This window comes from Sphingobacterium sp. 1.A.4 (assembly GCF_002734245.1).
GTDB classification, from domain to species: domain Bacteria; phylum Bacteroidota; class Bacteroidia; order Sphingobacteriales; family Sphingobacteriaceae; genus Sphingobacterium; species Sphingobacterium tenebrionis.
In genome coordinates this window covers 22,554-46,342 of the sequence record NZ_PEAZ01000034.1, presented here as the reverse complement: position 1 = coordinate 46,342, position 23,789 = coordinate 22,554, and the positions used below count along the sequence as shown (strand labels likewise).

General features: G+C 39.6%; 28 protein-coding genes. 22 read left to right on the top strand and 6 right to left on the bottom strand.

The window, feature by feature from the left end; all coding sequences use genetic code 11:
• Positions 1 to 4: 4 nt before the first annotated feature.
• The 14 genes from secY (at position 5) to CRJ00_RS03240 (ending at position 10,918) form a co-directional block, all read left to right on the top strand.
• On the top strand, positions 5 to 1,351 hold the full coding sequence (secY, locus tag CRJ00_RS03305) for a preprotein translocase subunit SecY (RefSeq protein ID WP_099365464.1): 1,347 nt from the start codon (positions 5 to 7) through the stop codon (positions 1,349 to 1,351).
• 6 nt (positions 1,352 to 1,357) lie between these two features.
• Positions 1,358 to 2,140 carry a type I methionyl aminopeptidase gene (gene map, locus CRJ00_RS03300; protein WP_099365463.1) on the top strand — a complete coding sequence of 261 codons (783 nt, stop codon included), beginning with the start codon at positions 1,358 to 1,360 and terminating at the stop codon, positions 2,138 to 2,140.
• 72 nt (positions 2,141 to 2,212) lie between these two features.
• The gene (gene infA / locus CRJ00_RS03295; protein ID WP_021071231.1) at positions 2,213 to 2,431 is read left to right on the top strand and encodes a translation initiation factor IF-1; all 219 of its coding nucleotides are present in this window, start codon (positions 2,213 to 2,215) and stop codon (positions 2,429 to 2,431) included.
• Positions 2,432 to 2,471: 40 nt separating this feature from the next.
• Positions 2,472 to 2,588, top strand: a complete 117-nt coding sequence (gene ykgO, locus CRJ00_RS03290; protein WP_013665024.1) for a type B 50S ribosomal protein L36 — start codon at positions 2,472 to 2,474, stop codon at positions 2,586 to 2,588.
• A 27-nt stretch (positions 2,589 to 2,615) separates the two neighbouring features.
• Positions 2,616 to 2,993, top strand: a complete 378-nt coding sequence (gene rpsM / locus CRJ00_RS03285) for a 30S ribosomal protein S13 (protein ID WP_099365462.1) — start codon at positions 2,616 to 2,618, stop codon at positions 2,991 to 2,993.
• A 10-nt stretch (positions 2,994 to 3,003) separates the two neighbouring features.
• Positions 3,004 to 3,393 carry a 30S ribosomal protein S11 gene (gene rpsK, locus CRJ00_RS03280; RefSeq protein WP_099365461.1) on the top strand — a complete coding sequence of 130 codons (390 nt, stop codon included), beginning with the start codon at positions 3,004 to 3,006 and terminating at the stop codon, positions 3,391 to 3,393.
• Between the two features lie 67 nt (positions 3,394 to 3,460).
• Entirely contained in the window at positions 3,461 to 4,069 is a 609-nt protein-coding gene (rpsD, locus tag CRJ00_RS03275; protein ID WP_099365460.1) for a 30S ribosomal protein S4, read from the top strand.
• Positions 4,070 to 4,151: 82 nt separating this feature from the next.
• Positions 4,152 to 5,144, top strand: coding sequence for a DNA-directed RNA polymerase subunit alpha (locus CRJ00_RS03270; protein WP_099365459.1), 993 nt, complete (start codon positions 4,152 to 4,154; stop codon positions 5,142 to 5,144).
• Between the two features lie 102 nt (positions 5,145 to 5,246).
• Positions 5,247 to 5,975 (top strand): 50S ribosomal protein L17, encoded by a 729-nt coding sequence (rplQ, locus tag CRJ00_RS03265; RefSeq protein ID WP_099365458.1) that lies wholly within the window; start codon positions 5,247 to 5,249, stop codon positions 5,973 to 5,975.
• Positions 5,976 to 6,106: 131 nt separating this feature from the next.
• The gene (locus CRJ00_RS03260; RefSeq protein WP_099365457.1) at positions 6,107 to 7,240 is read left to right on the top strand and encodes an aspartate aminotransferase family protein; all 1,134 of its coding nucleotides are present in this window, start codon (positions 6,107 to 6,109) and stop codon (positions 7,238 to 7,240) included.
• 9 nt (positions 7,241 to 7,249) lie between these two features.
• Positions 7,250 to 8,215 carry an acetylornithine carbamoyltransferase gene (locus CRJ00_RS03255; RefSeq protein ID WP_099365456.1) on the top strand — a complete coding sequence of 322 codons (966 nt, stop codon included), beginning with the start codon at positions 7,250 to 7,252 and terminating at the stop codon, positions 8,213 to 8,215.
• 6 nt (positions 8,216 to 8,221) lie between these two features.
• Positions 8,222 to 9,010: an acetylglutamate kinase gene (gene argB / locus CRJ00_RS03250; protein ID WP_099365455.1), complete on the top strand. Its 789-nt coding sequence runs from the start codon at positions 8,222 to 8,224 to the stop codon at positions 9,008 to 9,010.
• A gap of 41 nt (positions 9,011 to 9,051) precedes the next feature.
• A complete protein-coding gene (gene proC, locus CRJ00_RS03245) occupies positions 9,052 to 9,852 on the top strand; it encodes a pyrroline-5-carboxylate reductase (RefSeq protein ID WP_099365454.1) in 801 nt (266 codons plus the stop codon).
• Positions 9,845 to 10,918 (top strand): M20 family metallo-hydrolase, encoded by a 1,074-nt coding sequence (locus tag CRJ00_RS03240; RefSeq protein ID WP_099365453.1) that lies wholly within the window; start codon positions 9,845 to 9,847, stop codon positions 10,916 to 10,918. Before proC ends, CRJ00_RS03240 begins: the two co-directional genes overlap by 8 nt.
• A gap of 55 nt (positions 10,919 to 10,973) precedes the next feature.
• Here the strand turns inward: CRJ00_RS03240 and CRJ00_RS03235 are convergent, their stop codons facing one another.
• Entirely contained in the window at positions 10,974 to 11,444 is a 471-nt protein-coding gene (locus CRJ00_RS03235; protein WP_099365452.1) for an Lrp/AsnC ligand binding domain-containing protein, read from the bottom strand.
• Between the two features lie 380 nt (positions 11,445 to 11,824).
• Between CRJ00_RS03235 and CRJ00_RS03230 the strand changes: the two genes are divergently transcribed.
• Positions 11,825 to 12,874 (top strand): hypothetical protein, encoded by a 1,050-nt coding sequence (locus tag CRJ00_RS03230; protein ID WP_245153270.1) that lies wholly within the window; start codon positions 11,825 to 11,827, stop codon positions 12,872 to 12,874.
• Between the two features lie 39 nt (positions 12,875 to 12,913).
• Here CRJ00_RS03230 and ruvC read toward each other — a convergent pair whose 3' ends face one another.
• The gene (ruvC, locus tag CRJ00_RS03225) at positions 12,914 to 13,477 is read right to left on the bottom strand and encodes a crossover junction endodeoxyribonuclease RuvC (RefSeq protein WP_099365451.1); all 564 of its coding nucleotides are present in this window, start codon (positions 13,475 to 13,477) and stop codon (positions 12,914 to 12,916) included.
• Between the two features lie 87 nt (positions 13,478 to 13,564).
• Here ruvC and CRJ00_RS03220 point away from each other — a divergent pair, with 87 nt between their 5' ends.
• Together CRJ00_RS03220 and CRJ00_RS03215 are read left to right on the top strand one after the other, a co-directional pair.
• Complete coding sequence (locus CRJ00_RS03220) at positions 13,565 to 14,539, top strand: lysylphosphatidylglycerol synthase domain-containing protein (RefSeq protein WP_099365450.1); 975 nt, start codon at positions 13,565 to 13,567, stop codon at positions 14,537 to 14,539.
• Between the two features lie 16 nt (positions 14,540 to 14,555).
• Positions 14,556 to 15,656, top strand: a complete 1,101-nt coding sequence (locus tag CRJ00_RS03215) for a glycosyltransferase family 2 protein (protein ID WP_099365449.1) — start codon at positions 14,556 to 14,558, stop codon at positions 15,654 to 15,656.
• Between the two features lie 21 nt (positions 15,657 to 15,677).
• Here the strand turns inward: CRJ00_RS03215 and CRJ00_RS03210 are convergent, their stop codons facing one another.
• A complete protein-coding gene (locus CRJ00_RS03210) occupies positions 15,678 to 16,421 on the bottom strand; it encodes a lysophospholipid acyltransferase family protein (protein ID WP_099365448.1) in 744 nt (247 codons plus the stop codon).
• A 136-nt stretch (positions 16,422 to 16,557) separates the two neighbouring features.
• Here CRJ00_RS03210 and CRJ00_RS03205 point away from each other — a divergent pair, with 136 nt between their 5' ends.
• Genes CRJ00_RS03205 through CRJ00_RS03195 form a run of 3 tightly spaced genes read left to right on the top strand, consistent with a single transcriptional unit; the run spans position 16,558 to position 18,796 of the window.
• Positions 16,558 to 16,824: a DUF2089 family protein gene (locus CRJ00_RS03205; protein WP_099365447.1), complete on the top strand. Its 267-nt coding sequence runs from the start codon at positions 16,558 to 16,560 to the stop codon at positions 16,822 to 16,824.
• 5 nt (positions 16,825 to 16,829) lie between these two features.
• Positions 16,830 to 17,429 (top strand): hypothetical protein, encoded by a 600-nt coding sequence (locus CRJ00_RS03200; protein ID WP_099365446.1) that lies wholly within the window; start codon positions 16,830 to 16,832, stop codon positions 17,427 to 17,429.
• Positions 17,430 to 17,431: 2 nt separating this feature from the next.
• A complete protein-coding gene (locus tag CRJ00_RS03195; RefSeq protein ID WP_180268409.1) occupies positions 17,432 to 18,796 on the top strand; it encodes an alpha/beta hydrolase family protein in 1,365 nt (454 codons plus the stop codon).
• 66 nt (positions 18,797 to 18,862) lie between these two features.
• Here the strand turns inward: CRJ00_RS03195 and CRJ00_RS03190 are convergent, their stop codons facing one another.
• From CRJ00_RS03190 to CRJ00_RS03180, 3 genes are all read right to left on the bottom strand, one after another.
• Positions 18,863 to 19,804, bottom strand: a complete 942-nt coding sequence (locus CRJ00_RS03190; RefSeq protein ID WP_099365444.1) for a hypothetical protein — start codon at positions 19,802 to 19,804, stop codon at positions 18,863 to 18,865.
• A gap of 108 nt (positions 19,805 to 19,912) precedes the next feature.
• Positions 19,913 to 21,064, bottom strand: coding sequence for a GDP-mannose 4,6-dehydratase (gene gmd / locus CRJ00_RS03185; RefSeq protein ID WP_099365443.1), 1,152 nt, complete (start codon positions 21,062 to 21,064; stop codon positions 19,913 to 19,915).
• A 109-nt stretch (positions 21,065 to 21,173) separates the two neighbouring features.
• Positions 21,174 to 21,728 carry a hypothetical protein gene (locus CRJ00_RS03180; protein ID WP_099365442.1) on the bottom strand — a complete coding sequence of 185 codons (555 nt, stop codon included), beginning with the start codon at positions 21,726 to 21,728 and terminating at the stop codon, positions 21,174 to 21,176.
• A gap of 402 nt (positions 21,729 to 22,130) precedes the next feature.
• Here CRJ00_RS03180 and CRJ00_RS03170 point away from each other — a divergent pair, with 402 nt between their 5' ends.
• Together CRJ00_RS03170 and CRJ00_RS03165 are read left to right on the top strand one after the other, a co-directional pair.
• A complete protein-coding gene (locus CRJ00_RS03170; protein ID WP_099365441.1) occupies positions 22,131 to 23,057 on the top strand; it encodes a lysylphosphatidylglycerol synthase transmembrane domain-containing protein in 927 nt (308 codons plus the stop codon).
• Positions 23,057 to 23,767: an SDR family NAD(P)-dependent oxidoreductase gene (locus tag CRJ00_RS03165; RefSeq protein WP_099365440.1), complete on the top strand. Its 711-nt coding sequence runs from the start codon at positions 23,057 to 23,059 to the stop codon at positions 23,765 to 23,767. Before CRJ00_RS03170 ends, CRJ00_RS03165 begins: the two co-directional genes overlap by 1 nt.
• Positions 23,768 to 23,789 lie beyond the last annotated feature (22 nt).

The following is a 23,789-nucleotide window of genomic DNA, read 5'->3' as shown; positions in this document are numbered from 1 at the left end:
CTACATGAAGAAACTAATCACAACCTTAACCAATATATGGAAGATAGACGAATTACGTAATCGTATTTTGAATACGTTACTATTTCTTCTAATATACCGCATCGGATGTCACGTGGTATTACCAGGTGTAGATCCAGATGCTCTGGTACAAAATAGGGAAGGTGGTAATGACATTCTTAACCTGATTAATATGTTCGCCGGAGGTTCATTCTCCCGTGCGGCTATTTTTGCGTTAGGGGTAATGCCATACATCTCTGCTTCTATCGTTGTGCAGCTATTGGGGATTGCTGTTCCTGCATTTCAAAAGATGCAGAAAGAAGGAGAGTCTGGTCGTAAGAAAATGACGCAGATCACACGCTACCTAACCGTGGCAATTACGTTGGTTCAAGCAGTTGCTTATGTGAAGACTCAAATCGGTCCTGAAGCTAAAACAATTGCAGATCCTATGTTCTCCATTCTTTCCGCTATCGTTTTGACAGCAGGTACATTGTTTGTGATGTGGCTTGGTGAGAAAATTACGGATAAAGGTATTGGAAATGGTATCTCCTTGATCATCATGGCAGGTATTATTGCTCAATTACCGGCAGGTATTACTGCTGAATGGGCATCTCGTATGACCCAAGGTGGTGGTGGTCCGATTCCATTGTTGATCGAATTCGTTGCTTTATTCTTTGTTGTGATCTTTACGATCCTTATCGTACAAGGTGTTCGCAAGATCCCTGTACAGTATGCGAAGAAAATCGTGGGTAACAAACAGATCGGTGGAGTTCGTCAGTATATTCCTCTGAAGGTAAATGCGGCAGGTGTAATGCCGATTATCTTCGCTCAGGCAATCATGTTTCTACCTATGTCTTTAACCCAGTTCTTTCCGAATGTGCAATCAGACTTTTTGACTTCGTTGAGTAACTATACATCCGTTACGTATAATGTGGTATTTGCTTTATTGATCATTGCATTTACCTTCTTCTATACCGCGATTATGGTTAATCCGCAGCAAATGTCTGAAGACATGAAGAAGAACGGAGGTTTCATCCCTGGCGTTAAACCAGGTTATGAAACAAACTTATTTATTGATAACGTCATCTCTCATATTACATTTCCAGGGGCAATCTTCGTTGCGATTATTGCCATCTTACCTGCGATTGCTACTTTGTTCGGTGTGAACAATCAATTTGCACATTTCTATGGCGGTACCTCCCTTTTGATTTTGGTAGGTGTTGTTCTGGATACCATTCAACAAATTGAATCGCACTTATTGATGCGTCACTACGACGGATTGATGAAAACGGGTAGAGTTAAAGGAAGAAGTACGGCTAGTACTGTGGAAGGTTACGATCAATCAGCATTATAATTCTGAATGTCTAAAGTATATTATAAAACAGCAGAAGAGATTGAGCAGGTGCGGGAGTCAGCAAATGTACTCTCGCAATTGCTTGCTGAAATTGCTGGAATCATTGAGCCTGGGGTAACCACGCTTTCACTTGATAAGTTTGCGTTTGATTTTATCAGTGATCATAAGGGTACACCAGCATTCCTAAATTACCATGGGTTTCCATATTCACTATGTATCTCGGTAAACGATCAGATCGTTCATGGATTTCCAAGTGACTATGCACTTAAAGAAGGGGATATTGTTTCCGTTGATGGCGGTGTTAACCTGAATGGTTTCATTAGTGATTCTGCTTATACTTTTGCAGTCGGAGAAGTATCTGATGAGGCGAAACAATTGCTTGAAGTTACCAAGGCTTCTTTATATGCCGGTATTGAGCAAGCAGTTGCTGGAAAAAGAGTAGGTGATATTTCATCTGCAGTTCAAGAATACGTTCAACCTTATCATTACGGAATCGTCCGTGAACTGGTAGGGCATGGAGTTGGTTTTCACTTACATGAAAAGCCGGAAGTTCCGAATTATGGCAAACGTGGTTCTGGACCAAAATTGGAAGAAGGTTTGGTGATCTGTATCGAACCGATGATCAATGCGGGAAAGGCCGGTGTTAAATTTTGGGACGATGGCTGGACGGTAAGTACAGTTGATGGTAAGCTTTCTGCTCACTTTGAACAGATGGTAGCCATCCGAAAAGGCGCTCCAGATGTGTTGTTGAATTTTGAAGCAATAGAGAAAGTTTTAGAGAAAAAGTAATTGGTTTTCAATTATTTTTATTTATCTTTGCACTCCTGTTTGCGGGTTAATACATAAAATAAAACGGTATATATGGCTAAACAAGCCTCAATAGAACAAGACGGCATCATAAAAGAAGCACTTTCTAATGCAATGTTTCGCGTAGAATTAGAGAATGGGCATGAGATCATTGCCCACATTTCTGGTAAAATGCGTATGCATTATATTAAGATTTTACCTGGAGATAAAGTAAAGCTTGAAATGTCTCCTTATGATTTAACAAAAGGAAGAATTACATACCGCTATAAATAAGAATTTTTTCTTGGAATAGCTTTTAAAAATAATACTCAAGATGAAAGTTAGAGCATCAATTAAAAAACGTAGCGCGGATTGTAAGATTATCCGTCGTAAAGGAAAAGTTTTCGTAATCAATAAAAAGAACCCTAAGTTCAAACAACGTCAGGGTTAATTTTAACATAATCGCTTAAAATATTATATGGCAAGGATCGCAGGTATAGATTTACCTAAAAACAAAAGAGGTGTTATTGGCCTTACCTATATTTTTGGTATTGGTCGCAACACTGCTGCTTATATCCTAGAGAAAGCAGGCATCAGTGAAGACGTGAAAGTTCAAGAGTGGAATGATGATCAATTAGCAGCTATTCGTACTATCATCAATGATGAGATCAAAGTAGAAGGTGCTTTACGTTCAGAAGTACAATTGAACATTAAACGTTTGATGGATATTGGATGTTACCGTGGACTACGTCACCGTAAGCACCTTCCAGTTCGTGGACAACGTACTAAGAATAACTCTCGTACGAGAAAAGGTAAACGTAAGACAGTTGCAAACAAGAAAAAAGCTACTAAATAATAAGTAAGAAATGGCTAAAAGTAAAAAAGTTACTAAAAAACGTATCGTAGTTATCGAGCCTGTAGGACAAGCTCATATCAACGCTACTTTTAACAACATCATCGTAACTTTGACTAATAATCAAGGTCAAACAATTTCATGGTCATCAGCTGGTAAAATGGGATTCAAAGGTTCTAAAAAGAATACTCCATACGCTGCTGGTCAAGCTGCAAGTGATTGCGGGAAAGTTGCTTACGACTTAGGGTTACGTAAAGTTGAAGTTTTCGTAAAAGGACCGGGTGCAGGCCGTGAGTCAGCAATCCGTTCACTGCAAACAGTTGGTATCGACGTTACAACAATCAAGGATATTACTCCACTTCCTCACAACGGTTGTCGTCCTCCAAAACGCAGAAGAGTTTAATAACAATATTTGTTTAAGATAAGATTCGTCAGCTATAGGCTGATAGATACTTCAAACAGCACAAGAAATGGCAAGATATACAGGACCTAAGTCCAAAATAGCTCGTAAATTTAGAGAGCCAATTTTCGGCCCAGATAAGGCCTTAGAGAAAAAGAATTATCCTCCAGGTCAACATGGACCATCAAAAAGAAGAGGTAAACAATCTGAATACGCAATTCAGTTGTTAGAAAAGCAAAAAGCAAAATATACTTACGGAGTTTTAGAGCGTCAGTTCTCTAACTTGTTCGTAAAAGCGGCAGCTAAACAAGGTATTACTGGTGAGAACTTCTTGAAATTATTAGAAGCACGTTTAGATAATATCGTTTACCGTTTAGGAATTGCTCCTACACGTTCAGCTGCGCGTCAATTAGTATCGCACAAACACATTACAGTTAACGGCGAAGTTGTTAACATTCCATCATATAGTGTTCGCCCAGGTGACGTAGTTGCCGTTCGCGAACGTTCTCAATCTCTTGAGGCTATCGTTAATTCCGTAGCTGGAAGAAAAATCAACAAATTTGGTTGGTTAGAGTGGAATGCAAATGAGCTTAAAGGTACTTTCTTAAGCTACCCTGAAAGAGCAGACATTCCTGAGAACATTAAAGAAAACTTAATTGTAGAGTTGTACTCTAAATAATAATTGATAACAACATGCATTTCATAAGGAGATGCATGTTGTTATTTTCTCATGTATAGTAAATAAACTTAAAAGAACATAAATGGCAATTTTAGCATTTCAAAGACCGGATAAAGTTATCATGCAGAAATCTACTGATTTTGATGGTACCTTCGAATTTCGTCCATTAGAGCCAGGATTTGGAGTAACTATTGGTAATGCTTTGCGCCGTATTTTATTGTCCTCACTAGAAGGATATGCAATTACGTCGATAAGATTCTCAGGCGTGTCGCACGAATTCTCTACCATCAAAGGTGTTGTAGAAGACGTTACGGAAATCATCTTAAACTTGAAACAAGTTCGTTTCAAGAAATCAGGTGAACAAGGCGATAACGAAAAGATCTTTGTAGTTATCAATGGTCAAGATCAATTTACTGCTGGTGATATTACGAAATTCTCCAACAATTTTACAGTTCTTAATCCTGATTTAGTTATCTGTAACATGGATAGCTCTGTTACTGTTGAGGTTGAACTTTCAGTAGCTAAAGGACGTGGATATGTAAATGCAGAGGAGAACAAGGTAACAGATGGTCCAGTAGGCGTAATCGCAATTGATTCTATCTATACTCCGATCAAGAATGTTAAATACACCATTGAGAATTACCGTGTAGAACAAAAGACTGACTACGAGAAATTGTTGTTGGACATTTCTACAGATGGTTCTATTCATCCAGAAGAAGCTTTGAAAGAAGCGGCTAAGATCCTTATCCAACACTTTATGTTGTTCTCTGACGAAAACATGTTGTTAGAGTCTCAAACTAAAGAAGAAACTAAGGTAGTTGATGAAGAGATCCTTCACATGCGTAAGATCTTGAAAACTGAATTGGTAGATCTAGATCTTTCTGTACGTGCATTGAACTGTTTGAAAGCTGCAGATATTCGCACATTGGCTGAGTTGGTAACATACGACGTAGCTGATATGTTGAAGTTCCGTAACTTCGGTAAGAAATCTTTGAGTGAAATCCAAGAATTGGTAAAATCGAAAGGTTTATCATTCGGTATGAACTTGGCTAAGTACAAGTTAGACGAAGAATAATAATTAACAATAATAATAAGCGACCTGTTGCGTAATTCCTCTTAGAGGTGGGTTGGTTCAACTCAGGAAATAAGAACGGTACGCACAAAAACAATTAACAAAATGAGACACGGAAAAAAAGTAAATCACTTAGGCCGCACTGACAGTCACCGTAAGGCGATGTTAGCTAACATGGCGACGTCATTGATCAAACACAAACGTATTACGACTACTTTAGCGAAAGCAAAAGCATTACGTACTTATGTGGAGCCTTTGATTACAAAATCTAAAAACGACACGACTCACTCACGTCGTACGGTATTCGCTTACTTAAAAGACAAAGATGCTGTTACTATCTTGTTCCGCGAGATTTCAGAGAAAGTAGCATCTCGTCCAGGTGGTTACACACGTATCATCAAATTGGAAAACCGTTTAGGTGATAACGCGGAGATGGCATTCATCGAATTAGTAGACTATAACGAAGTTTATGGTAAAACTGCTAAGACTGAGAAAAAAGCTACTCGCCGTCGTGGAGCTACTAAGAAAAAAGCTACTGAAGCTACTGAAACTAAAGCAGCAGCAACTCCAGCAACTGATGATTTAACAATCGTTGAAGGTATCGGTCCTAAAATTGCTGAAGTATTAACTGCAGCTGGAATCAGCACTTACGCTGAATTAGCAAAAACTGATGCTGAAAAAGTAAAAGAAATTTTAACTGAAGCAGGATCTAACTTTAACACTGCAGATCCTACTACTTGGGCTGAGCAAGCACAATTAGCTGCAGATGGTAAATTCGAAGAATTAGAAAAACTTAAAGCCGAATTAGACGGTGGTAAAAAAGTTGACGAATAATATTTTCGGTTTATAGAAAAAAGAGAGGTATCAGTTTTGATACCTCTTTTTTTATGGTATTTTAACCCAAATCGTTTTTATTTTATTTGTACATTTGACATTCTAAACTTTATTATTTTATTACACAATCCATGGAACTTTTTAATGTTTATCCTGTAACTCCCATTAATATCGTAAGAGCTAAAGGATCAATCGTTTGGGACGAACAAGGTACGGAATACCTTGACTTGTATGGTGGACATGCCGTAATATCTATCGGACATACGCATCCGCACTATGTAGAATCAATTACCAATCAATTAAATAATATCGCTTTCTATTCGAATTCGGTATTGATTCCAATCCAACGACGATTGTCAACCCTATTAGGGGAAGTTTCCGGAAAGAATGACTTTAGTCTATTCTTGTGTAATTCAGGTGCTGAAGCTAATGAGAATGCGTTGAAATTGGCCTCTTTCCATACGGGAAGAAAGAAAGTCATTGCATTCAGTAAATCCTTCCACGGGAGAACTTCCTTGGCGGTGGCTGCTACCGATAACCCAAGTATTGTTGCCCCGGTCAATCAAACGGAGAATGTTGTTTTCTTGCCATTCAATGATGAGGAAGCATTAACAGAAGCATTTGCTTCATATGGCAATGAAATCGCGGCAGTGATTATTGAAGGGATCCAAGGAGTGGGTGGAATCAGAGAGGCCTCCATTCCTTTCTTAAAATTAATTCGTTCGCTTTGTGATCAATATGGATCTGTATTCATTGCAGATTCGGTGCAATGTGGTTATGGAAGAACCGGACTTTTCTTTTCCCATGATTATGCAGGGGTGGTAGCTGATATCTATTCCATGGCGAAAGGAATGGGCAACGGTTTCCCAATAGGAGGAATCATTATCTCTCCTAAATTTAAGGCCTCATTTGGACTTTTAGGCACTACCTTCGGGGGTAACCACTTGGCCTGTGCTGCAGCGGTTGCTGTTTTAGAAGTCATCAAACAAGATAATCTGCTGGCAAACGCAGAAGCTATCGGAAATTACCTGATCGAAGAATTGAAAAAATTTGATAAGGTTTTGGAGGTACGCGGAAGAGGATTGATGATCGGTATTGAATTACCTGAGGAATTGGCCCAAGTGAAAAAGGATCTTTTATTGAAAAATAGAATCTTTACGGGTGAAGCCAAGCCAAATGTTATCCGGTTGCTTCCGGCATTGAATATGAACAAAGAAATGGCAGATCGTTTTTTAACTGCATTTGACGAAAGATTAAAAGCATAAATCAACAAAATGAAGAAGTTTTTTTCCGTTGCGGATGTCGATAACCTAAAGGATATTGTTGCAGAAGCATTAGCTATAAAGGCGAATCCGAATGCCCAAGAAGCATTAGGAAAACATAAAATGTTAGGCTTGGTATTTTTGAATCCCAGCCTGAGAACACGTTTAAGCACGCAGAAAGCTGCCATGAATTTAGGGATGAATGTCATGGTGATGAATATGGACAAAGACGGGTGGGCGTTGGAGACACGCGATGGTGTAGTGATGAATGGTACGACCGTAGAACATATTCGTGAGGCTGCGGCTGTTATGGGCGAATATTGCGATATCCTCGGCCTACGATCTTTCCCAACCTTGAAAGATAAAGAGGCAGATTATTCAGAAGATCTATTCAATAAGTTCATCAACTATTGTGGGGTTCCCGTAGTTTCCTTAGAGAGTGCTACCAGACATCCACTACAGAGCTTAACGGATCTTATTACGATTACGGAACACAAGAAAAAGGATAAACCTAAGGTTGTTCTGGCTTGGGCTCCACATGTGAAGGCGCTTCCTCAGGCTGTTCCTAATTCATTTGCCGAATGGATGAGCAAGGCACAGGCGGAAGGGCTATTGGATTTTACTGTAGCACAACCTGCCGGATATGAGCTGAATGAGGATTTTACCCAAGGAGCACATATTACTACTGACCTTCAAGAAGCCTTGAAAGATGCCGATTTTGTGTATGTGAAAAACTGGTCTTCCTATAAAGAATACGGCGCTGTCTATCCAGTGAATGAAAACTGGATGATGGATAATGAGAAATTGAAATTGACCAATGATGCGAAGGTTATGCACTGTTTGCCGGTCCGTCGGGATTTGGAATTATCCTCCGAGATTTTGGATGGACCAAATTCGTTGGTGATCAAAGAAGCAAGCAATAGGGTGTGGGCTGCTCAAGTGGTATTGAAAAGAATGTTGGAGGACTTGAAAAGCTAAGAATTCATGTCGGTATTAAATATTATTAAGATTGGTGGGAATGTGATCGATGATGCCAATCAATTATCTGCCTTTTTGGAGAAATTTTCAGCGCTGCCAGGTCGCAAAATCCTGGTTCATGGCGGTGGTAAAATTGCGACCCGTATCGCAAGCGATATGGGAATTGAGGCCAAAATGGTAGAAGGAAGAAGAATAACGGATGCAGCGATGTTGGATGTGGTTACCATGGTCTATGCCGGGTTGACCAACAAAAATATTGTTGCTGAACTTCAAAAATATAACTGTGATGCTGTCGGCTTATGCGGGGCAGATGCAAACGTGATCAAAGCTGTAAAAAGACCTGTAAGAGAAATCGACTATGGTTTTGTGGGTGATATTCTTGCCGATTCCATCAATGGTTTAGCCATTAAAAAGCTATTGGAAGCAGAATTTATCCCGGTATTCTCTGCCATTACCCATAATGGACATGGGCAGCTCCTGAATACCAATGCAGATACTATTGCTTCTTCATTGGCGGTTGCACTGTCTAAACTATACGAAGTATCACTGATTTATTGTTTCGATAAAAATGGTGTTCTAAAAGATGTAAATGATGATAATTCCGTGATTGAGACCATTAAATCCTCGGAGTTTGAAACTTTAAAGGAAGGAAAAGTAATTCATGATGGCATGATCCCAAAGCTATTCAATGCTTTTGATGCCATATCCAAAGGAGTTACCAACGTCTATATTGGCCATGCCAATAACCTGCATCTTTTTCAACAGCGTAAATTCGGAACCTGTTTGATTGCTTAACAGCGGGGAACTATTTTCCCCCTATAAACGAACCTAAACACATGAATAGAATTACGATTATTGGCGGAGGAAACATAGGATTATCCTTAGCTAGAGGCTTGGTAAAGGCAGCTTATTGCGATGCCTCATCTATTACGATTACACGCCGCAACCTTTCCTCTTTAGAAGAGGAAAAGAAAGATGGGTTTAACGTAAGTGACCAGAACCCCGAAGCTATTTCTGATGCTGACTATATCGTATTGGCTATTCTTCCTCAACAGATCCGAAAAGTGATGGATGAGATTGCGCCTACACTAAGAGCCGATCAGACCATAATTTCGGTTGCATCAGGTGTATCCTGTGCAGATATCAAAGAGGTATTAGGACAAGATAAGGTCGTCATTCGGGCCATGCCCAATACGGCTATTGCCATTGGACAATCCATGACCTGTATCTCCACAGATCAAGCAGACCAAGAAAAGATCGATGAGGTTTCGAAAATGTTTGAATCCGTAGGGTCTGTCGTGGTAATCAACGAAGATCTGATGACCTCGGCCACAGCCTTGTGTGCCTGTGGGATTGCCTTTTTTCTGAGAGGTATCCGAGCCGCCAGCCAAGGAGGGGTAGAGATTGGTTTCCATGCGCATGATGCCCTTAAAATGGCCATACAGACGGCCAAGGGAGCTGCTGATCTCTTACTTCAAATGGGAAGCCATCCTGAAAGCGAAATCGATAAAGTTACTTCACCAAAAGGTTGTACCATTGCCGGGTTGAATGAAATGGAGCATAACGGCTTCAGCTCAGCCTTTATCAAAGGCATTAAATTATCAGCTAAAAAAGCAGGAGGATTATATAATGACTGATGTAGATTTACTGATTGCAGAAAGTACTGATCTCTTACAGCAATTGATCCGGACAACCTCCTATAGCAGGGAGGAAGCCGAAACCGCAGACATCATAACCCAATTTTTAATCAATGCGGAGATACCTTCCGAACGCGTAGGTAGTAATGTGATTGCATACAATAAGTATTTTGAGGACTCCAAGCCGACCATTTTACTCAATTCGCACCATGATACCGTAAAACCAAATCCTGCCTATACCAAGGATCCCTTTCTCCCGCAGATAGAGGATGGTAAACTTTTTGGATTAGGAAGCAATGATGCAGGAGGATGTTTAGTTTCTTTGATTGCCGCATTCCGGTATTTCAATGAACTCCAGGGCCTTCCTTTCAACCTCTGTCTCTTAGCTTCGGCCGAAGAGGAGGTGTCTGGTAAGGGTGGGGTAGAAGAGGCTTATAAATACCTAAAACCATGTGATTTTGCCATTGTAGGCGAACCAACCCTATTGGATTTGGCTATTGCCGAAAAAGGATTGATGGTACTCGACTGTGAAGCAATTGGCGAAGCTGGCCATGCTGCAAGGAACGAGGGAGTAAATGCCATCTATCAAGCATTGGAAGATATACATTGGTTTCAGACGTATGAATTCCCTAAGAAGTCTGCATCCTTAGGGCCGGTGAAAATGAGTGTCACCATGATCGAAGCAGGCTCACAACATAATGTAGTTCCGGCAAGTTGTAAGTTTGTGGTGGATGTGCGCACCACCGATGTTTATAATAATGAAGAAGTACTTCAGATTATTAAAGATAACATAAAGAGTGTAGTTCAGGCGCGTTCTACGCGGTTAAATCCATCTTCTATCCCCATGGACCACCCTATAGTAAAAGCTGGACTAGCTTTAGGGAAAAAGACCTATGGCAGCCCGACTATGAGCGATCAGGCATTACTGCCGATTCCTTCTGTAAAAGTAGGACCAGGAGACTCAGCAAGATCCCATTCGGCCGATGAATTTATTTATCTGAAAGAAATTGATGAAGGGATCCGATTTTATATCGCCCTATTAGAAAATATGAAAAGCGGAATATAATTCATATCCCGCTTTTCTTTTTCACATGTAGCGTCTCCTTTGGAATACGCTTCTATTATAAAGTGATCTGTCTTTTAATGCTTTCTTCAAGCGAGATGATCGTCTCTGTACGTTGGATTCCCTTTAAGCCTTGGATATCCTCGTTCAAAACTTTTCTCAAATGAGAGGTGTCGCGGCAAACTATTTTAGCGAATGCACTGTACTGACCCGTACAATAGTGCAATTCCACAACTTCTTTAACCTGTTTTAGCTGTTCCACAGCATCTGCATACTGCGAACCTTTCTCTAAATAGATACCTAAGAAGGCGGTGATGTCAAATCCGACCTTTTGAGGGTTGATAATTAGGTTCGATCCACTAATTATGCCTAATTCTTCCATTTTTTTCATCCTAACATGGATGGTTCCTCCGGAAACTATCAGTTTTTTTGCAATTTCAGTGTATGGAATCGAAGCATCTTCCATTAAAATGGATAAAATTTGAACATCCAGGTTGTCTAAATCGTAATTTGAATAGTTTTTCTCCATAAAAATGGTATTTATTTGTTATTAAAATAGTTTATTTTTAAAAATATCGAAAAAAATCAAATAATTTTCAATTTTTTTCGATTAAATATTAAATTTGATTCAACAAACATGGTAATTCATTGAAAATATCATGTTCCTTCCCTCAAAATAACATAGGTTTATAATTGGTTAGCGTTGAAGCTTCTCGCCCGAGAAGCTTCTTCCATTTAAAATCCAACCTCAAAAACCTGAGTATTTTATATTTTTTCAAAAATAACAACATTTATTGGTATTTTAATAATCGATTAATAATATTTTGGTAATTTAATTAACATATTTGCATTTGACTATTGGAGTTATAATTACTTAATATTTTGTACATTCGAAAAGCTGATAAATTAATGGATATGAAAGAGGATGATGTAAAGATTTCGAGGAAGAAGCCGATTTTTCCAGTTGGCCCCGGCTTATTAAAATACCTAAAAGCCTATCAAAGGGATGGGAAATTACCTCTGGCCTATCGCGATCTATTGAATTTTCATGAAACGATTCCTTCTATCGATAAAAATGGGGATGATACCCTTTGGGAAATCCCGCTTTACCCACCACATGTACAGGACCAATTGTATGATCAACTGAAGATTGTTTATGCACAATTGAAAGCTTCGGGAAATACCCGTATCGTACAGCATAAAGTAATCGAAAAAATCGAATTCTGCGCCTTTGGCAATACCCATCCTTTTCGAATCAAGATCGTCAACCGGTTGAACGATGTGTATGATTACTTCTATATCAAGCAAGCCGATGCTTCCAGAATATATGGATTGGAATTGGAAGAGATCCTTTCCCCCAATCAGGTGAATTACCTGTATGATCGGGATACCCTAGTGGAGGAGCATATCGTCGGGATACCAGGTGATACCTTTAGTAAAGGTCGGATGTTTTCACCAGATTATAACCAGACCAGGATTGCCAAGGAATTTGTGAAATTTAATGAACGATGCGTGATTTCCATGTTAGGCGATATGAGGGCATATAACTTTGTGATGCAGATTACCCCTGATTTTGATGATTTCCAATTCCGGATTCGGGCCATTGACTTTGATCAGCAGTTTTACGAAGGTAATATCAAGGTATATATGCCACAGTTCTTCAAAGAGAACTTTCCTTATGTAAAGCTGTCTATGGAACATCTCAATGATAAAACAGTACTCCAATACCAACAAGAAGAGCGATCCTCCATTGTACATCGGGTCCGTAGTGAAAGACATCGAATCAAAGATTTGCGGGATGCATCCAAAACCCAACAACTTTCCACGCCAGAGAATATCGAACGATTAAAGGTACAATATGCCAAATATTATGATAATGAAAATTATTTCCATTGCGAATCCATGACCGACATCATCGAAATGAATGTGAAAAACGTCATCCGCCAAGTCCAACTATAGCAAACTGGCTCAGCGGTTCTGAAGAAAAGACATCATTTTTTACTTTACTCTTTTCTGATTGTCCTTGACAAAGGCCTCCCAACCTGAATAGGATTTACCGGTTTGAGTATCGTTTTGTTGGAATGAATGACATACCGCTACGGCAAGGCCGTCAGTGGCATCCAAAAATTCAGGAGTTTCTTTGAACCCCAATAAATTCTGCAGCATAGCAGCCACTTGCTCCTTACTGGCATTTCCATTCCCGGTAACTGACTGTTTAATCTTCCGAGGGGAATATTCAAAGATGGGAATATCCGATTGCAGTGCCGCAGCCATCGCCACGCCCTGTGCCCGACCTAGCTTAAGCATCACTTGGATATTCTTTCCGTAAAATGGGGCCTCCAAGGCAACGCAGTCGGGTTGATACTGTTCAATCAATGCAGAAGTCTTTTTGAAAATCCGCTGAAGCTTTAGGGCATGATCATCCAGATGCCCCATCTTGATCACGCCGAGGGTGATCAGGGAAATCTTTTTGTTCACTTCTTTTACAATACCATAACCCAGAACTACCGTTCCAGGGTCGATACCTAAAATAATCCTTTCCTTCGCTTTTTCCTTTTGCATGCTACAATATTACGATTTTGTCAATCATTGCACATTAAAAACCGTTATTAATTAAAAAATTGTTAAAATTGTGCTTTCATAACGGAGTTGACAAAGATTCAAAAAAAATATCTCAATATTCTCATTAAAGTCGGCATCGTGGCTTTGGCCATGTGGTTCGTCTTTTCTAAAGTCAGTAACCAAAATAACCTTATTGCCTTCAAGAAACTGATCCAGAATATTGATCATACCACCATGTGGTTCATTATTGCAGTAGTTTTCTTGTTAATGTTCCTGAACTGGTTTTTGGAAGTCGTAAAATGGAAATTCCTCGCTCGTAAAATTGAAGAATTATCCTTATGGAAGGCTACAAAGTCCGTCTTTTGCGGATTGACCTGGGCTATTTTTACACCTAATAGAATAGGGGAGTATGGCGGTAGAATCATGGTCCTAAAGCCCGAACATCGAGCAAAAGCAGCTGTCTCTATGGGGGTAGGCTTGTTCGGTCAATTGGTGCTTACTTCGGTATTTGGTGCCCTGAGTATTGCTTGGTTCGTCACTAAATTCATAGACACCCCAACTTCGGTCGACTTTGGAATCTGGATATTGGCCATCATCTATGCCCTGGCATTCGTCGTCCTTTACTTCAATGTCTCCTGGATCGATTACCTGGTTGGAAAAATCAAATTTCTAAAGAAAATCAAGCCCTTTTTCGCCGTATTGGAGGATTATTCCACGAAAGAATTGGCCTATGTGTTATGGCTTTCCACCTGCAGGTTTGCCATCTTTACTTCCCAATATATTATCCTGATGTTGATCATTCTACCTGAACTACCAGTGGTTTCCATGGTATTGATGATTTTTATTATGTTCTTCATTCAATCGGCCTTGCCTACCTTGGATATTTTCGACTTTAGTGTCCGCAGTTTTGTGGCTAGTAATTTATATGCCTATATTACGACCCAAGAAATTGCAGTCATGGCTATTGTGTCCTTTGTCTGGTTCGTCAATTTGATCTTTCCGGCTATTATTGGTTCTTTTTTTGTATTAAACGTGAATTATATCGGTGATTCTAAGTCTTAGTTTCTATTTGTTCATCATGACCATCGTTTATGTGGTCCTTGTCCTATACATGCGAAATGGTTGGATGCGGATTCCATATTTTCAAAGCGAGGAGCATTTTCCGAACGAAAAGGTCTCCATTATTATTGCCGCGCGAAATGAAGAGCAGAATATAGGAAAGACCTTGGATGCCATCATGGCTCAAGATTATCCAAAAGAATTACTGGAAGTTATTGTCATTGATGATCACTCTACCGATAAAACCGGACTGATCGTTCAATCCTATGCTACACGAGGTGTCAAACTGATCACCCTAAATGAAGGCAGCAAATTGAATTCCTACAAGAAATTTGCCATCAATAAGGCGATCATTGCTTCTGAAGGTGATATCATCATTACCACAGATGCCGACTGTCAAATGGGCCCTAAATGGGTCAGGACCATCATCTCCTACATGGTATTGAACCAAAAACAGATGGTTTCCTCCCCCGTATCTTATCATGAAGAAAAATCCTATTTCGAAAAATTACAAACATTGGAGTTTCTGTATCTGATAGGCTTAGGGGCTTCGGGAATTGGAAATGAGAATCCAACTACCTGTAATGGGGCTAACCTGGCGTATAGAAAATCTTTATTCTTTGAAATGGGAGGGTTTAAAGGTATTGATGACCTGGCTTCAGGCGATGATGAACTATTGCTTCATAAGGTAGCCGAGAACCATTCGGCTTGGATCGGATTCTGTAAATCTAGAGAGGCAGTCGTCTATACGGATGCGAAGGAGAATCTCAAAGCATTCCTGAGCCAGCGACGCCGTTGGGCATCTAAGAGTACAAAATATAAGGATAAAAAAGTGGTGGTTTTAGGCGTATGTATTTGGATCTTTAATCTTGTTTTCTTGGGTAGCCTGCTCTCCGTGTTGGTCTTGGATAAAGATGCCCAAACATTGGTGCTTGTTTCCCTCATCTTTAAATTTTTGTGCGAACTGGCTTTTCTTTACCCTGTTTTAGCTTTTATGAGGCGGAAAGAATTATTGGTCAACCTACCTTTGCTTACCGTTATACACCCTTTATACCTCGTTTACATCGGAATCATGGGGAATATCGGAAAATACGATTGGAAAGGCCGAACGGTTAAATAGACTCGACCGACTAGGAAACACTTAATTTTCTTCTTTTACTTTTGCCCGGATTGCCTCTTCTGCCTTTTTCACCACTTCTTCCAAGCTTAATCCTTCCGTAGGGATAGGATCGAGTACTTCCCAAGTCATATGGGTGAACGGGCGTAATGGAAATGAACCCCACTGGACCATTTTATAGGATCCGTTGATCGCAATAGGTACCACCAAGGCATCTGGGTTTTTCTTTAACAAGGTGGCTATTCCTCCCACCGAGAAAGCTTTCATTTTACCCGTTTTCGTTCTGGTACCCTCCGGAAATATAAATGCCGACCAGTTATGTTGTTTCATGTTATTAGCAAGCTTTAATATCTCCGCAATAGATTGTTTGGGATCCTTACGGTCGATGTTTGCGGCTCCTCCATGTTTTAGGTTAAAAGAGATGCTGGGGATATTGGCCGTCATCAGTTCCAATTTGCTGATGAATTTGCCATGAAATCTTCTCAAAAAGAAAATCAAAGGTGGTATATCGTAGGTACTTTGGTGGTTCGCAATAAAAATGACAGGTCTACCTGTAGGCAGGTTTTTATTGTCGATAAATTCTGTTCTGTTGAATAAAGTATAATTACAGGCCACCAACAGACCATTCAGGATATCAACACTTTTTTTATGAGCACTATAACCACCCAATTTTAAACATAACCATTGAATGGGATGGAATATCAATAATGAAAGTGCAAATGACAAATAAAATATAGGGGTTAGGATATATCCTAATACTTTTCTCATAATCAAATTAAAATTGAGCAAATATACATAATTGAATATTATGCATCGTTTAATGTTTTAAAAACAAAATAATATTCAATTAAATTTGAATTTTATTAAATCAATTTTTAATTTTATTAAAATTAAATGTGAAAAAATGAAATTTCCACTGCATTGCCCCGCATGTAACCATGAAATGACCGTTGTAAAGCTTCATTGCGAATCCTGCCATACCGAAGTAGCTGGAAAATTTGGATTGCCCCTGTTCCTCAAACTGGAACCTGATGAACAGGATTTTATCATGCAGTTCTTGCTCGACTCTGGAAGCCTTAAAGAAATGGCCAATAAAATGGGGAAGAGTTATCCTACTGTTCGGAACAAACTGGATGAACTCATTGACAAAATTAAATTACTTCAAGATTAAGGAAAATGAAAACCAATTTGATATCAAAAATATTTTACCCATTTGAAAACAATACCAGCAATTTTTTGCTGATTCTTGGCAGTTGCTCCTTTCTAATATTATGCTTTTTAGGCTATCAATGGGAATTTATTTCCGATGGAATCATTCAGATGCATATGGCAACATATAAGGAGTTTTGGAAAGTTCTCATCAATAATTTGATCAATACAGCTTCCCTCAGCCTGCTGATGTTTTTCCTTGCACGGCTAATATATGCCAAATCAAGGTTTATCGACGTATTAACCGTGGTGTTAATTGCGCAGGCCAATCTAGTATGTATAGCGCTTGCTCTTTTTAATCCCATGTTAAAAGAAACAACGCAAGCAATTATTCCTTCGATGGTAAATGGAACTATCAAACCCGATGAAGGGATGTTAAATCAATTGGTATGGTTATCGTTTGCTGCGATACTGGCCTTGGTTTTTATATTGTGCTTTTTCTTTTTGTTGGTTCAGGGTATGAAAATTGCCATGAATAGCAAAAAGGGATATCATGGAATCATCATTATACTGATGACTCTTTTATTGGATGCGTTATTATGGATCACACGACCTTATATCAATTAAAAATGAAGAAATATTTATTTATACTATTTACGCTGTTCGGATGCAGCTTAAGTTTTGGCCAATCGTTTGAAGGCACTTGGGAGGGAAGTTTGGAAATTCAGGGCATGGAACTCCCCTTGGTTTTTGAACTGAAATATGATGGCGAATGGAAGGGTACCATGCAAAGTCCGAAACAGTCGAAACAAAAGGCACCTTTATCGAGCATCAAAGCGAGTGCAGATTCTATTTTTATTGAAATGAAAATGATCGGCCTCAAGTATTCCGGTAGGCTAAGTCCCGACAAACAGGCTATTGATGGTATTATCCAACAGGGTGGTTTGAAAGCGCCTATGCGGATGCTTAAAAAAGATCCCGCAACAATTGTTACGGATTTTCCTAAGGTGCGATCGCAAAAAGTAAACCCACCTTATAGTTACGACACCTTGGATGTCCATTTTTCCAATACAGCCGAGAAGATCAAATTTGCTGGCACCATCACCAAACCGAAAGGGGAAGGAAGGTATCCAGCGGTAGTTTTGGTCAATGGTTCAGGACCACTTGATAGGAATTCGGCCATGTATGGGCATGAACCCTTCAAGGTATTGGCAGATTATTTGACCAAGCAGGGAATAGTGGTATTGCGATACGATGAACGAGGGGTTGGCAAATCGGAGGGGGATTTTAAAACTGCTACCTCTGCAGATTTAGGGAAAGATGCCTTGGCGGCCATCAAATACCTAAGAACCCAATCGAATGTAGACCCTAAAAAAGTGGGCATTATCGGTCATAGCGAAGGCGGACTTATTGCCTTTTTATTGGCAGGACAACGAATTGCCGGTTTGGATTATATTGTTTCCTTAGCTGGTCCAGCTATTCGTATCGATTCCTTGATGATCCTCCAGAACGAAGCCTTGGCCAAAAATAGTGGTACAACGATCGATCCCAAACAATTGGCGATGATCAAACGGAATTATGAGATTTCTAAAAGTAATCTATCCACAGAGAAGGCTTTTGAAGCTATTATGACTAACATGAAAGTTATCCCAGGTAGCCAAGAAGCTGATTTTGCTGATCAGATTGCCGTGCTCATTACACCATGGTACAGGTATTTCCTAAAGATAAATCCTACCACATTTATCCGAAAGATTAAGGTTCCTGTTTTTGCAGCATATGGAGGAAAAGATGTTCAAGTCACCTCCACCGAGAACTTGGAAAGTTTAACCGATAATCTGGCAAAGCAACCGAAGAATGAAATAAAGTTGTACCCCAACCTGAACCATTTGATGCAACCCGCTAAAACCGGTGGAATCGGAGAATATTCAGAGATCCCTATCAGTTTAGATCCGGAGCTGATGAAAGATATCGCCAATTGGATAAAGGCCTTATAAGGGATCAGCCTATAAAAAAAGGGGAACATGATAACATGTTCCCCTTTTTTTATATATCCTATTTAATTATTTGAATACAATGGAAGAGCGCCCCATGATGGAGTTGTCTGCATACAGCAAAATGGTATAAGCGCCTTTTTCAAATTTATGGTCCTGATCAGACCAAGCCATTTGATATTCTTGGCCATTATTCGAAAAATTGATCGCCTGTTTGAAAGTATATTGCAATTTCTCACCATGTACATAGAAAAGATCTTCAGAATCAGCAATCAAATTTCCTTTTGGATTGATGATACGTACATAGATATCTTTTTTACCCGTTTCGGCCAATGGATTATCCGCAATGGTAAAGTTGATATGCATCTTATCGATACGTTTTGCTTTCGTTTCCAATTCCACATCACCACTCTTCTTCATTTCCACTCCCGCAATATGAATGTTGGAAACCTTTAGGTTAGAAGCTTTGGAGATCTTGTCCGTTAGCTGTCTCTTTTCGGTGCTAAGGGTATTTGCCCTTGTTTTATTAATTTCAGATTCCTCCTTCAATTGCAGGTTGGATTCTGCTAATAATTCATTTTTTATCTTGAGCCCAGTAACTTCATCCTTCATTTTGGATACCTGATCTTTCAATCGTGCAACATCCTGTTTCGCGCGTTCCACCTGAACATCCGTTACTTCGCCTTTTTCCAATGCCGTACGTAATTCCTCAATTTTAATGCGGGCAGTTTTCTCTGCATTGATCAAAGCCTCACTGCTCTCAAAATCTTGAGCCTTCAGGTTGTCCAATTCCGCTTCGATGCGGTCTATCTCCGTTTGTAGATTCTCTTTTTGAAGGGTTACTGTATAAAGCTTTTCTCCTGAGGATTTAAACTTTACGTAAAAATATATGTTTGTAGCTAGCAAAGCTGCAATAGCAATAATAAAAAAGTAAACCTTTGAATTATCTCTCTTTCCAACGGGATCATCAACCGAATTCTGGCTGTTTACTTTATGTTCCTCAGTTTTCATATTAATTAACGCTGATATTTATGTGGATCCTATACAGGACAAACATAAATGCAAAAATGATTCCTAATAAATAATAAAGTTTGAAAGCAAATATTGTTCCAAATGCTGTTACTCAAAATAATTTAGGGTATCAAAGCCGCCTGCTTTAAGGTATTCCTCCTTTTGCATGAGCTTAAGATCAGATAGGACCATCTCATTTACCAGCATTTCCAAGCTGTATTTGGGTTTCCATCCTAATTTTTGATTAGCTTTTGTAGGATCGCCGATCAATAAATCTACTTCCGTTGGTCGGTAATATCGAGCATCTACCTTGACAACGGTCTGACCTAATTTTATTTTTTCTGGGTCTAGGCCCAATGCTTTCAATTTCTCGTCGTTGCGATCGATGATAACACCTTTTTCCGCTTCTGCTTTTCCAGAAAATTCCACTTCTACACCCAGCTCTGCAAAGGCCATCCGCACAAATTCCCTTACCGTGGTAGTGATACCAGTAGCAATGACAAAGTCTTCCGCAATTTCCTGCTGAAGGATAAGCCACATAGCTTCCACATAATCTTTCGCATGTCCCCAATCGCGTTGCGCAGAAAGGTTTCCAAGGAATAATTTATCCTGCAAGCCTAAAACGATCTTCGCAGCTGCTCTTGTGATTTTTCGGGTCACAAAGGTTTCCCCACGTACAGGGCTTTCATGGTTGAATAATATACCATTACAAGCATACATGTTATAAGCCTCGCGATAGTTGACCGTAATCCAGTAGCCATATAGTTTGGCTACTGCATAAGGGCTACGCGGATAGAATGGCGTTGTCTCACTCTGCGGCACCTGTTGCACCAAGCCATATAGTTCAGAAGTAGATGCTTGATAGATCCGACAGTGTTCAACCATTCCCAGCAAACGAACCGCCTCTAAAATCCGAAGGGTCCCCAAGCCATCAGCGTTAGCTGTATATTCTGGGGTGTCGAAACTAACCTTAACATGCGATTGTGCGGCCAGGTTATAGATTTCGTGTGGTCTGGTTTCTTGAATAATGCGGATCAGGTTGGTAGAATCGGTCAGATCGCCATAATGAAGCACGAAATTACGACCCAATTGATGTGGGTCCTGGTATAGATGGTCAATCCGATCGGTATTGAAAGAAGAACTTCTTCTTTTCAACCCATGAACGATATAACCTTTTTTTAGTAAAAACTCAGCTAAATAAGCACCATCCTGACCAGTAATACCGGTAATCAGCGCTACTTTTTGATTCTCTTGACTCATTCTACTGTTAATATCCGACAAATATATTGCAAATAAACAGCAAACGATTGATATATAAAAAATAAAGCCGCAGATTTCTCCGCGGCTTTTTCAAATATTTTAGGAAAACTTAGTTCGCCACGCGACTAAATTTAAATAATAAGGTACCTTGTCCATTGTCCAATGGAATCGGCATACGCATTTCCAAACCATTTTCATCGGCATAGGATAGATCCAAACGGTATCCACTTGTTACGTTGGCAGCCTTATCTCCGGCATACAATTTCTTGAATTGGAAAGATGGTTGTCCACCTGTTTTGCCTGGGTTGAAGATAGACCAAACGATGGTACGAACCGCACCATTGGCACAAAGATTACCTTCCGCATTGAACGTGATGGTTCCGCGTTGGTTTCCTCCTGGCAAATCCCAGATCGATCCAATGAAACAATCTACTGGTGCCTCATCAAAAATGTTCTTAATGGTATAAGAACTTGGAATGTTCTCCCGAGTAACGGAATTTAAAACCCATTTTCCTTTTACTCCTGAACGCCATTGCGATGCTGTAGGTCCTTGTCCTGATACTTCAGTGCCGGCGCCTGTACCACCCTTTTTCTGGGCTCCACAACTACCCAAGATTAACACACAGGTTAACAGGGTTAAAAATGAAAAAATACGTTTGTGCATATTACAAAGTTTAAAATAGTATATTAAATGTATATTCGTAGCAAAATAACGTTTGAAATTTTGATGAACAAAACATCCAAAAATCATACCATAAGCAAAATTGTTGCCAAGGCTATTCTAAGATTTATCTTAATTGTTCTCCTCCTTGGAATCGCTTTCAGCTTCAGCAAAGATGCTAATTTACTCGATAAGGTCTCCCTCTTTTTTCCCCATAAATGGGCTATATTTGCACCTATAACATTATTTGTCATCTTCTTGTTGCTGATGTTCATTATGTTAAGAGAAAAATATAGGAAAACAGATATCAACTGGCTTTTTAGTTTGAGCGGAGCTTTTCTGCTTTTTTATTTGATCATGCTCTATTCCCGCATCTATCCGATGCTTTAAAAAAAATATTTTAAAATGGATAAAACAAAGATTTGGGCCATTAGTAAAAATTTGCTGAAAGTACTCATTACTGTGGGCGCTTTTTACTGGTTGTTCAGCAAATTGGATCCAAAAGATATCCAGGAGGTAAAGGAAGCGCTGCTTTCCAGTAATCCTTTGTACCTGCTCTTGGCGCTAATTTTCTATTTTATTTCCATCGTTATTGCGTCATCCCGGTTAAATTCTTTCTTTAAGGCGATTGGGTTGAATCTACCTGAGCGTTATAATTTCCGTTTGTATTTATTAGGCCTATTATATAATTTCTTTTTGCCTGGTGGAATTGGAGGCGATGGCTATAAGATCTTTTTTATCAAGAAGAATTTTAATATATCGAGGAAGAAAGTATTGGGGGCCGTGTTTTTTGATCGATTGAGTGGTCTTTGGGCATTAGGGATTGTCTCAGGAGCACTTATTATTTTTATGCCGCGTTTTGCTATTCCTAATTCGGTTACTATTGCGGTATTGCTCATCGGAACAATTAGTTACCTCTATGTGCTCCGTTTATTCTTCAAGGAATTTCTAGCGAACTTTGTGATCACGCATCTCAAGGCATTATTTGTTCAGGGTTTTCAGGCAGTAGCTGTAATCTGTATCTTATATTCCATCGGATTTGAAGATAAGTTTTCGCCCTACATATTCATATTTATGGTGACCTCACTGACGGCTATTATACCATCCATCGGAGGAGCTGCAGGGGTTCGGGATTATGCGATGTTATCTCTTACTGATTATTTAGGGCTTGATAGGCATTTCTCTTTAATCATTTCCATGACATTTTATATCATCTCCTTGATCGTTGCATCAAGTGGGATCTATTATATTTTTAGACCTCAACGTTTAGGGGCCGATCGCTTACCATCGGCTAAAGAAGTAGAGGCAGAAATCGATAAAGAAGAAGAATAATGGCAAATATTGTTATCACAGGAGCAAGCAGCGGGATTGGTTTTGAAGCTGTGCTGGATTTAACCGCAAATAAGGATCATCAGGTAATTGCGTTGGCAAGATCAGCAGATAAACTTCGAAAATTACATGAAATTGCAAGCTCGTTGAATCATGATGGTGGGAAATTGTATCCTGCCCAATTTGATATTGTATATGATAATTATCCGGATTCTTTAGTGCCATTTATCCAATCAAAATTCGGTACGGTGGATATCCTGATCAACAATGCCGGAGCATTGATCAATAAGCCATTTTTGGAATCTACTGCGGAGGATTTTGCACAGATGCTGCAGTCCAATCTGATCGGACATGTGAATATGATCAGGAATATCGTACCTCTGATGACAAATGGTGGGCATATCGTGAATATTTCCAGTATGGGTGGTTTTCAGGGGTCTTCCAAATTTCCCGGTCTTTCTGCGTATTCTTCCAGTAAAGGCGCTTTGTCGATTTTGACGGAGTGTTTGGCGGAGGAATTTAAGGATAGGAATATCCAGGTTAATTGTCTTGCTTTAGGGTCGTCGCAGACAGAGATGTTTGAGGCGGCGTTTCCAGGTGTTGAAGCAGGTACATTAGCCTTTGAGATGGGAAGATATGTTGCTGAGTTTGCGCAGAACGGTAATAAATATTATAATGGCAAGGTCTTGCCGGTCGCTAATACTACACCATAGTTTTTAAGTATGGCTCTGCATC

Coding starts and splice junctions, on each gene's coding strand:
- secY (WP_099365464.1), top strand. CDS start 5: ATGAAGAAACTAATCACAACCTTAACCAATATATGGAAGATAGACGAA.
- map (WP_099365463.1), top strand. CDS start 1,358: ATGTCTAAAGTATATTATAAAACAGCAGAAGAGATTGAGCAGGTGCGG.
- infA (WP_021071231.1), top strand. CDS start 2,213: ATGGCTAAACAAGCCTCAATAGAACAAGACGGCATCATAAAAGAAGCA.
- ykgO (WP_013665024.1), top strand. CDS start 2,472: ATGAAAGTTAGAGCATCAATTAAAAAACGTAGCGCGGATTGTAAGATT.
- rpsM (WP_099365462.1), top strand. CDS start 2,616: ATGGCAAGGATCGCAGGTATAGATTTACCTAAAAACAAAAGAGGTGTT.
- rpsK (WP_099365461.1), top strand. CDS start 3,004: ATGGCTAAAAGTAAAAAAGTTACTAAAAAACGTATCGTAGTTATCGAG.
- rpsD (WP_099365460.1), top strand. CDS start 3,461: ATGGCAAGATATACAGGACCTAAGTCCAAAATAGCTCGTAAATTTAGA.
- CRJ00_RS03270 (WP_099365459.1), top strand. CDS start 4,152: ATGGCAATTTTAGCATTTCAAAGACCGGATAAAGTTATCATGCAGAAA.
- rplQ (WP_099365458.1), top strand. CDS start 5,247: ATGAGACACGGAAAAAAAGTAAATCACTTAGGCCGCACTGACAGTCAC.
- CRJ00_RS03260 (WP_099365457.1), top strand. CDS start 6,107: ATGGAACTTTTTAATGTTTATCCTGTAACTCCCATTAATATCGTAAGA.
- CRJ00_RS03255 (WP_099365456.1), top strand. CDS start 7,250: ATGAAGAAGTTTTTTTCCGTTGCGGATGTCGATAACCTAAAGGATATT.
- argB (WP_099365455.1), top strand. CDS start 8,222: ATGTCGGTATTAAATATTATTAAGATTGGTGGGAATGTGATCGATGAT.
- proC (WP_099365454.1), top strand. CDS start 9,052: ATGAATAGAATTACGATTATTGGCGGAGGAAACATAGGATTATCCTTA.
- CRJ00_RS03240 (WP_099365453.1), top strand. CDS start 9,845: ATGACTGATGTAGATTTACTGATTGCAGAAAGTACTGATCTCTTACAG.
- CRJ00_RS03235 (WP_099365452.1), bottom strand. CDS start 11,444: ATGGAGAAAAACTATTCAAATTACGATTTAGACAACCTGGATGTTCAA.
- CRJ00_RS03230 (WP_245153270.1), top strand. CDS start 11,825: ATGGATATGAAAGAGGATGATGTAAAGATTTCGAGGAAGAAGCCGATT.
- ruvC (WP_099365451.1), bottom strand. CDS start 13,477: ATGCAAAAGGAAAAAGCGAAGGAAAGGATTATTTTAGGTATCGACCCT.
- CRJ00_RS03215 (WP_099365449.1), top strand. CDS start 14,556: ATGACCATCGTTTATGTGGTCCTTGTCCTATACATGCGAAATGGTTGG.
- CRJ00_RS03210 (WP_099365448.1), bottom strand. CDS start 16,421: ATGAGAAAAGTATTAGGATATATCCTAACCCCTATATTTTATTTGTCA.
- CRJ00_RS03205 (WP_099365447.1), top strand. CDS start 16,558: ATGAAATTTCCACTGCATTGCCCCGCATGTAACCATGAAATGACCGTT.
- CRJ00_RS03200 (WP_099365446.1), top strand. CDS start 16,830: ATGAAAACCAATTTGATATCAAAAATATTTTACCCATTTGAAAACAAT.
- CRJ00_RS03195 (WP_180268409.1), top strand. CDS start 17,432: ATGAAGAAATATTTATTTATACTATTTACGCTGTTCGGATGCAGCTTA.
- CRJ00_RS03190 (WP_099365444.1), bottom strand. CDS start 19,804: ATGAAAACTGAGGAACATAAAGTAAACAGCCAGAATTCGGTTGATGAT.
- gmd (WP_099365443.1), bottom strand. CDS start 21,064: ATGAGTCAAGAGAATCAAAAAGTAGCGCTGATTACCGGTATTACTGGT.
- CRJ00_RS03180 (WP_099365442.1), bottom strand. CDS start 21,728: ATGCACAAACGTATTTTTTCATTTTTAACCCTGTTAACCTGTGTGTTA.
- CRJ00_RS03170 (WP_099365441.1), top strand. CDS start 22,131: ATGGATAAAACAAAGATTTGGGCCATTAGTAAAAATTTGCTGAAAGTA.
- CRJ00_RS03165 (WP_099365440.1), top strand. CDS start 23,057: ATGGCAAATATTGTTATCACAGGAGCAAGCAGCGGGATTGGTTTTGAA.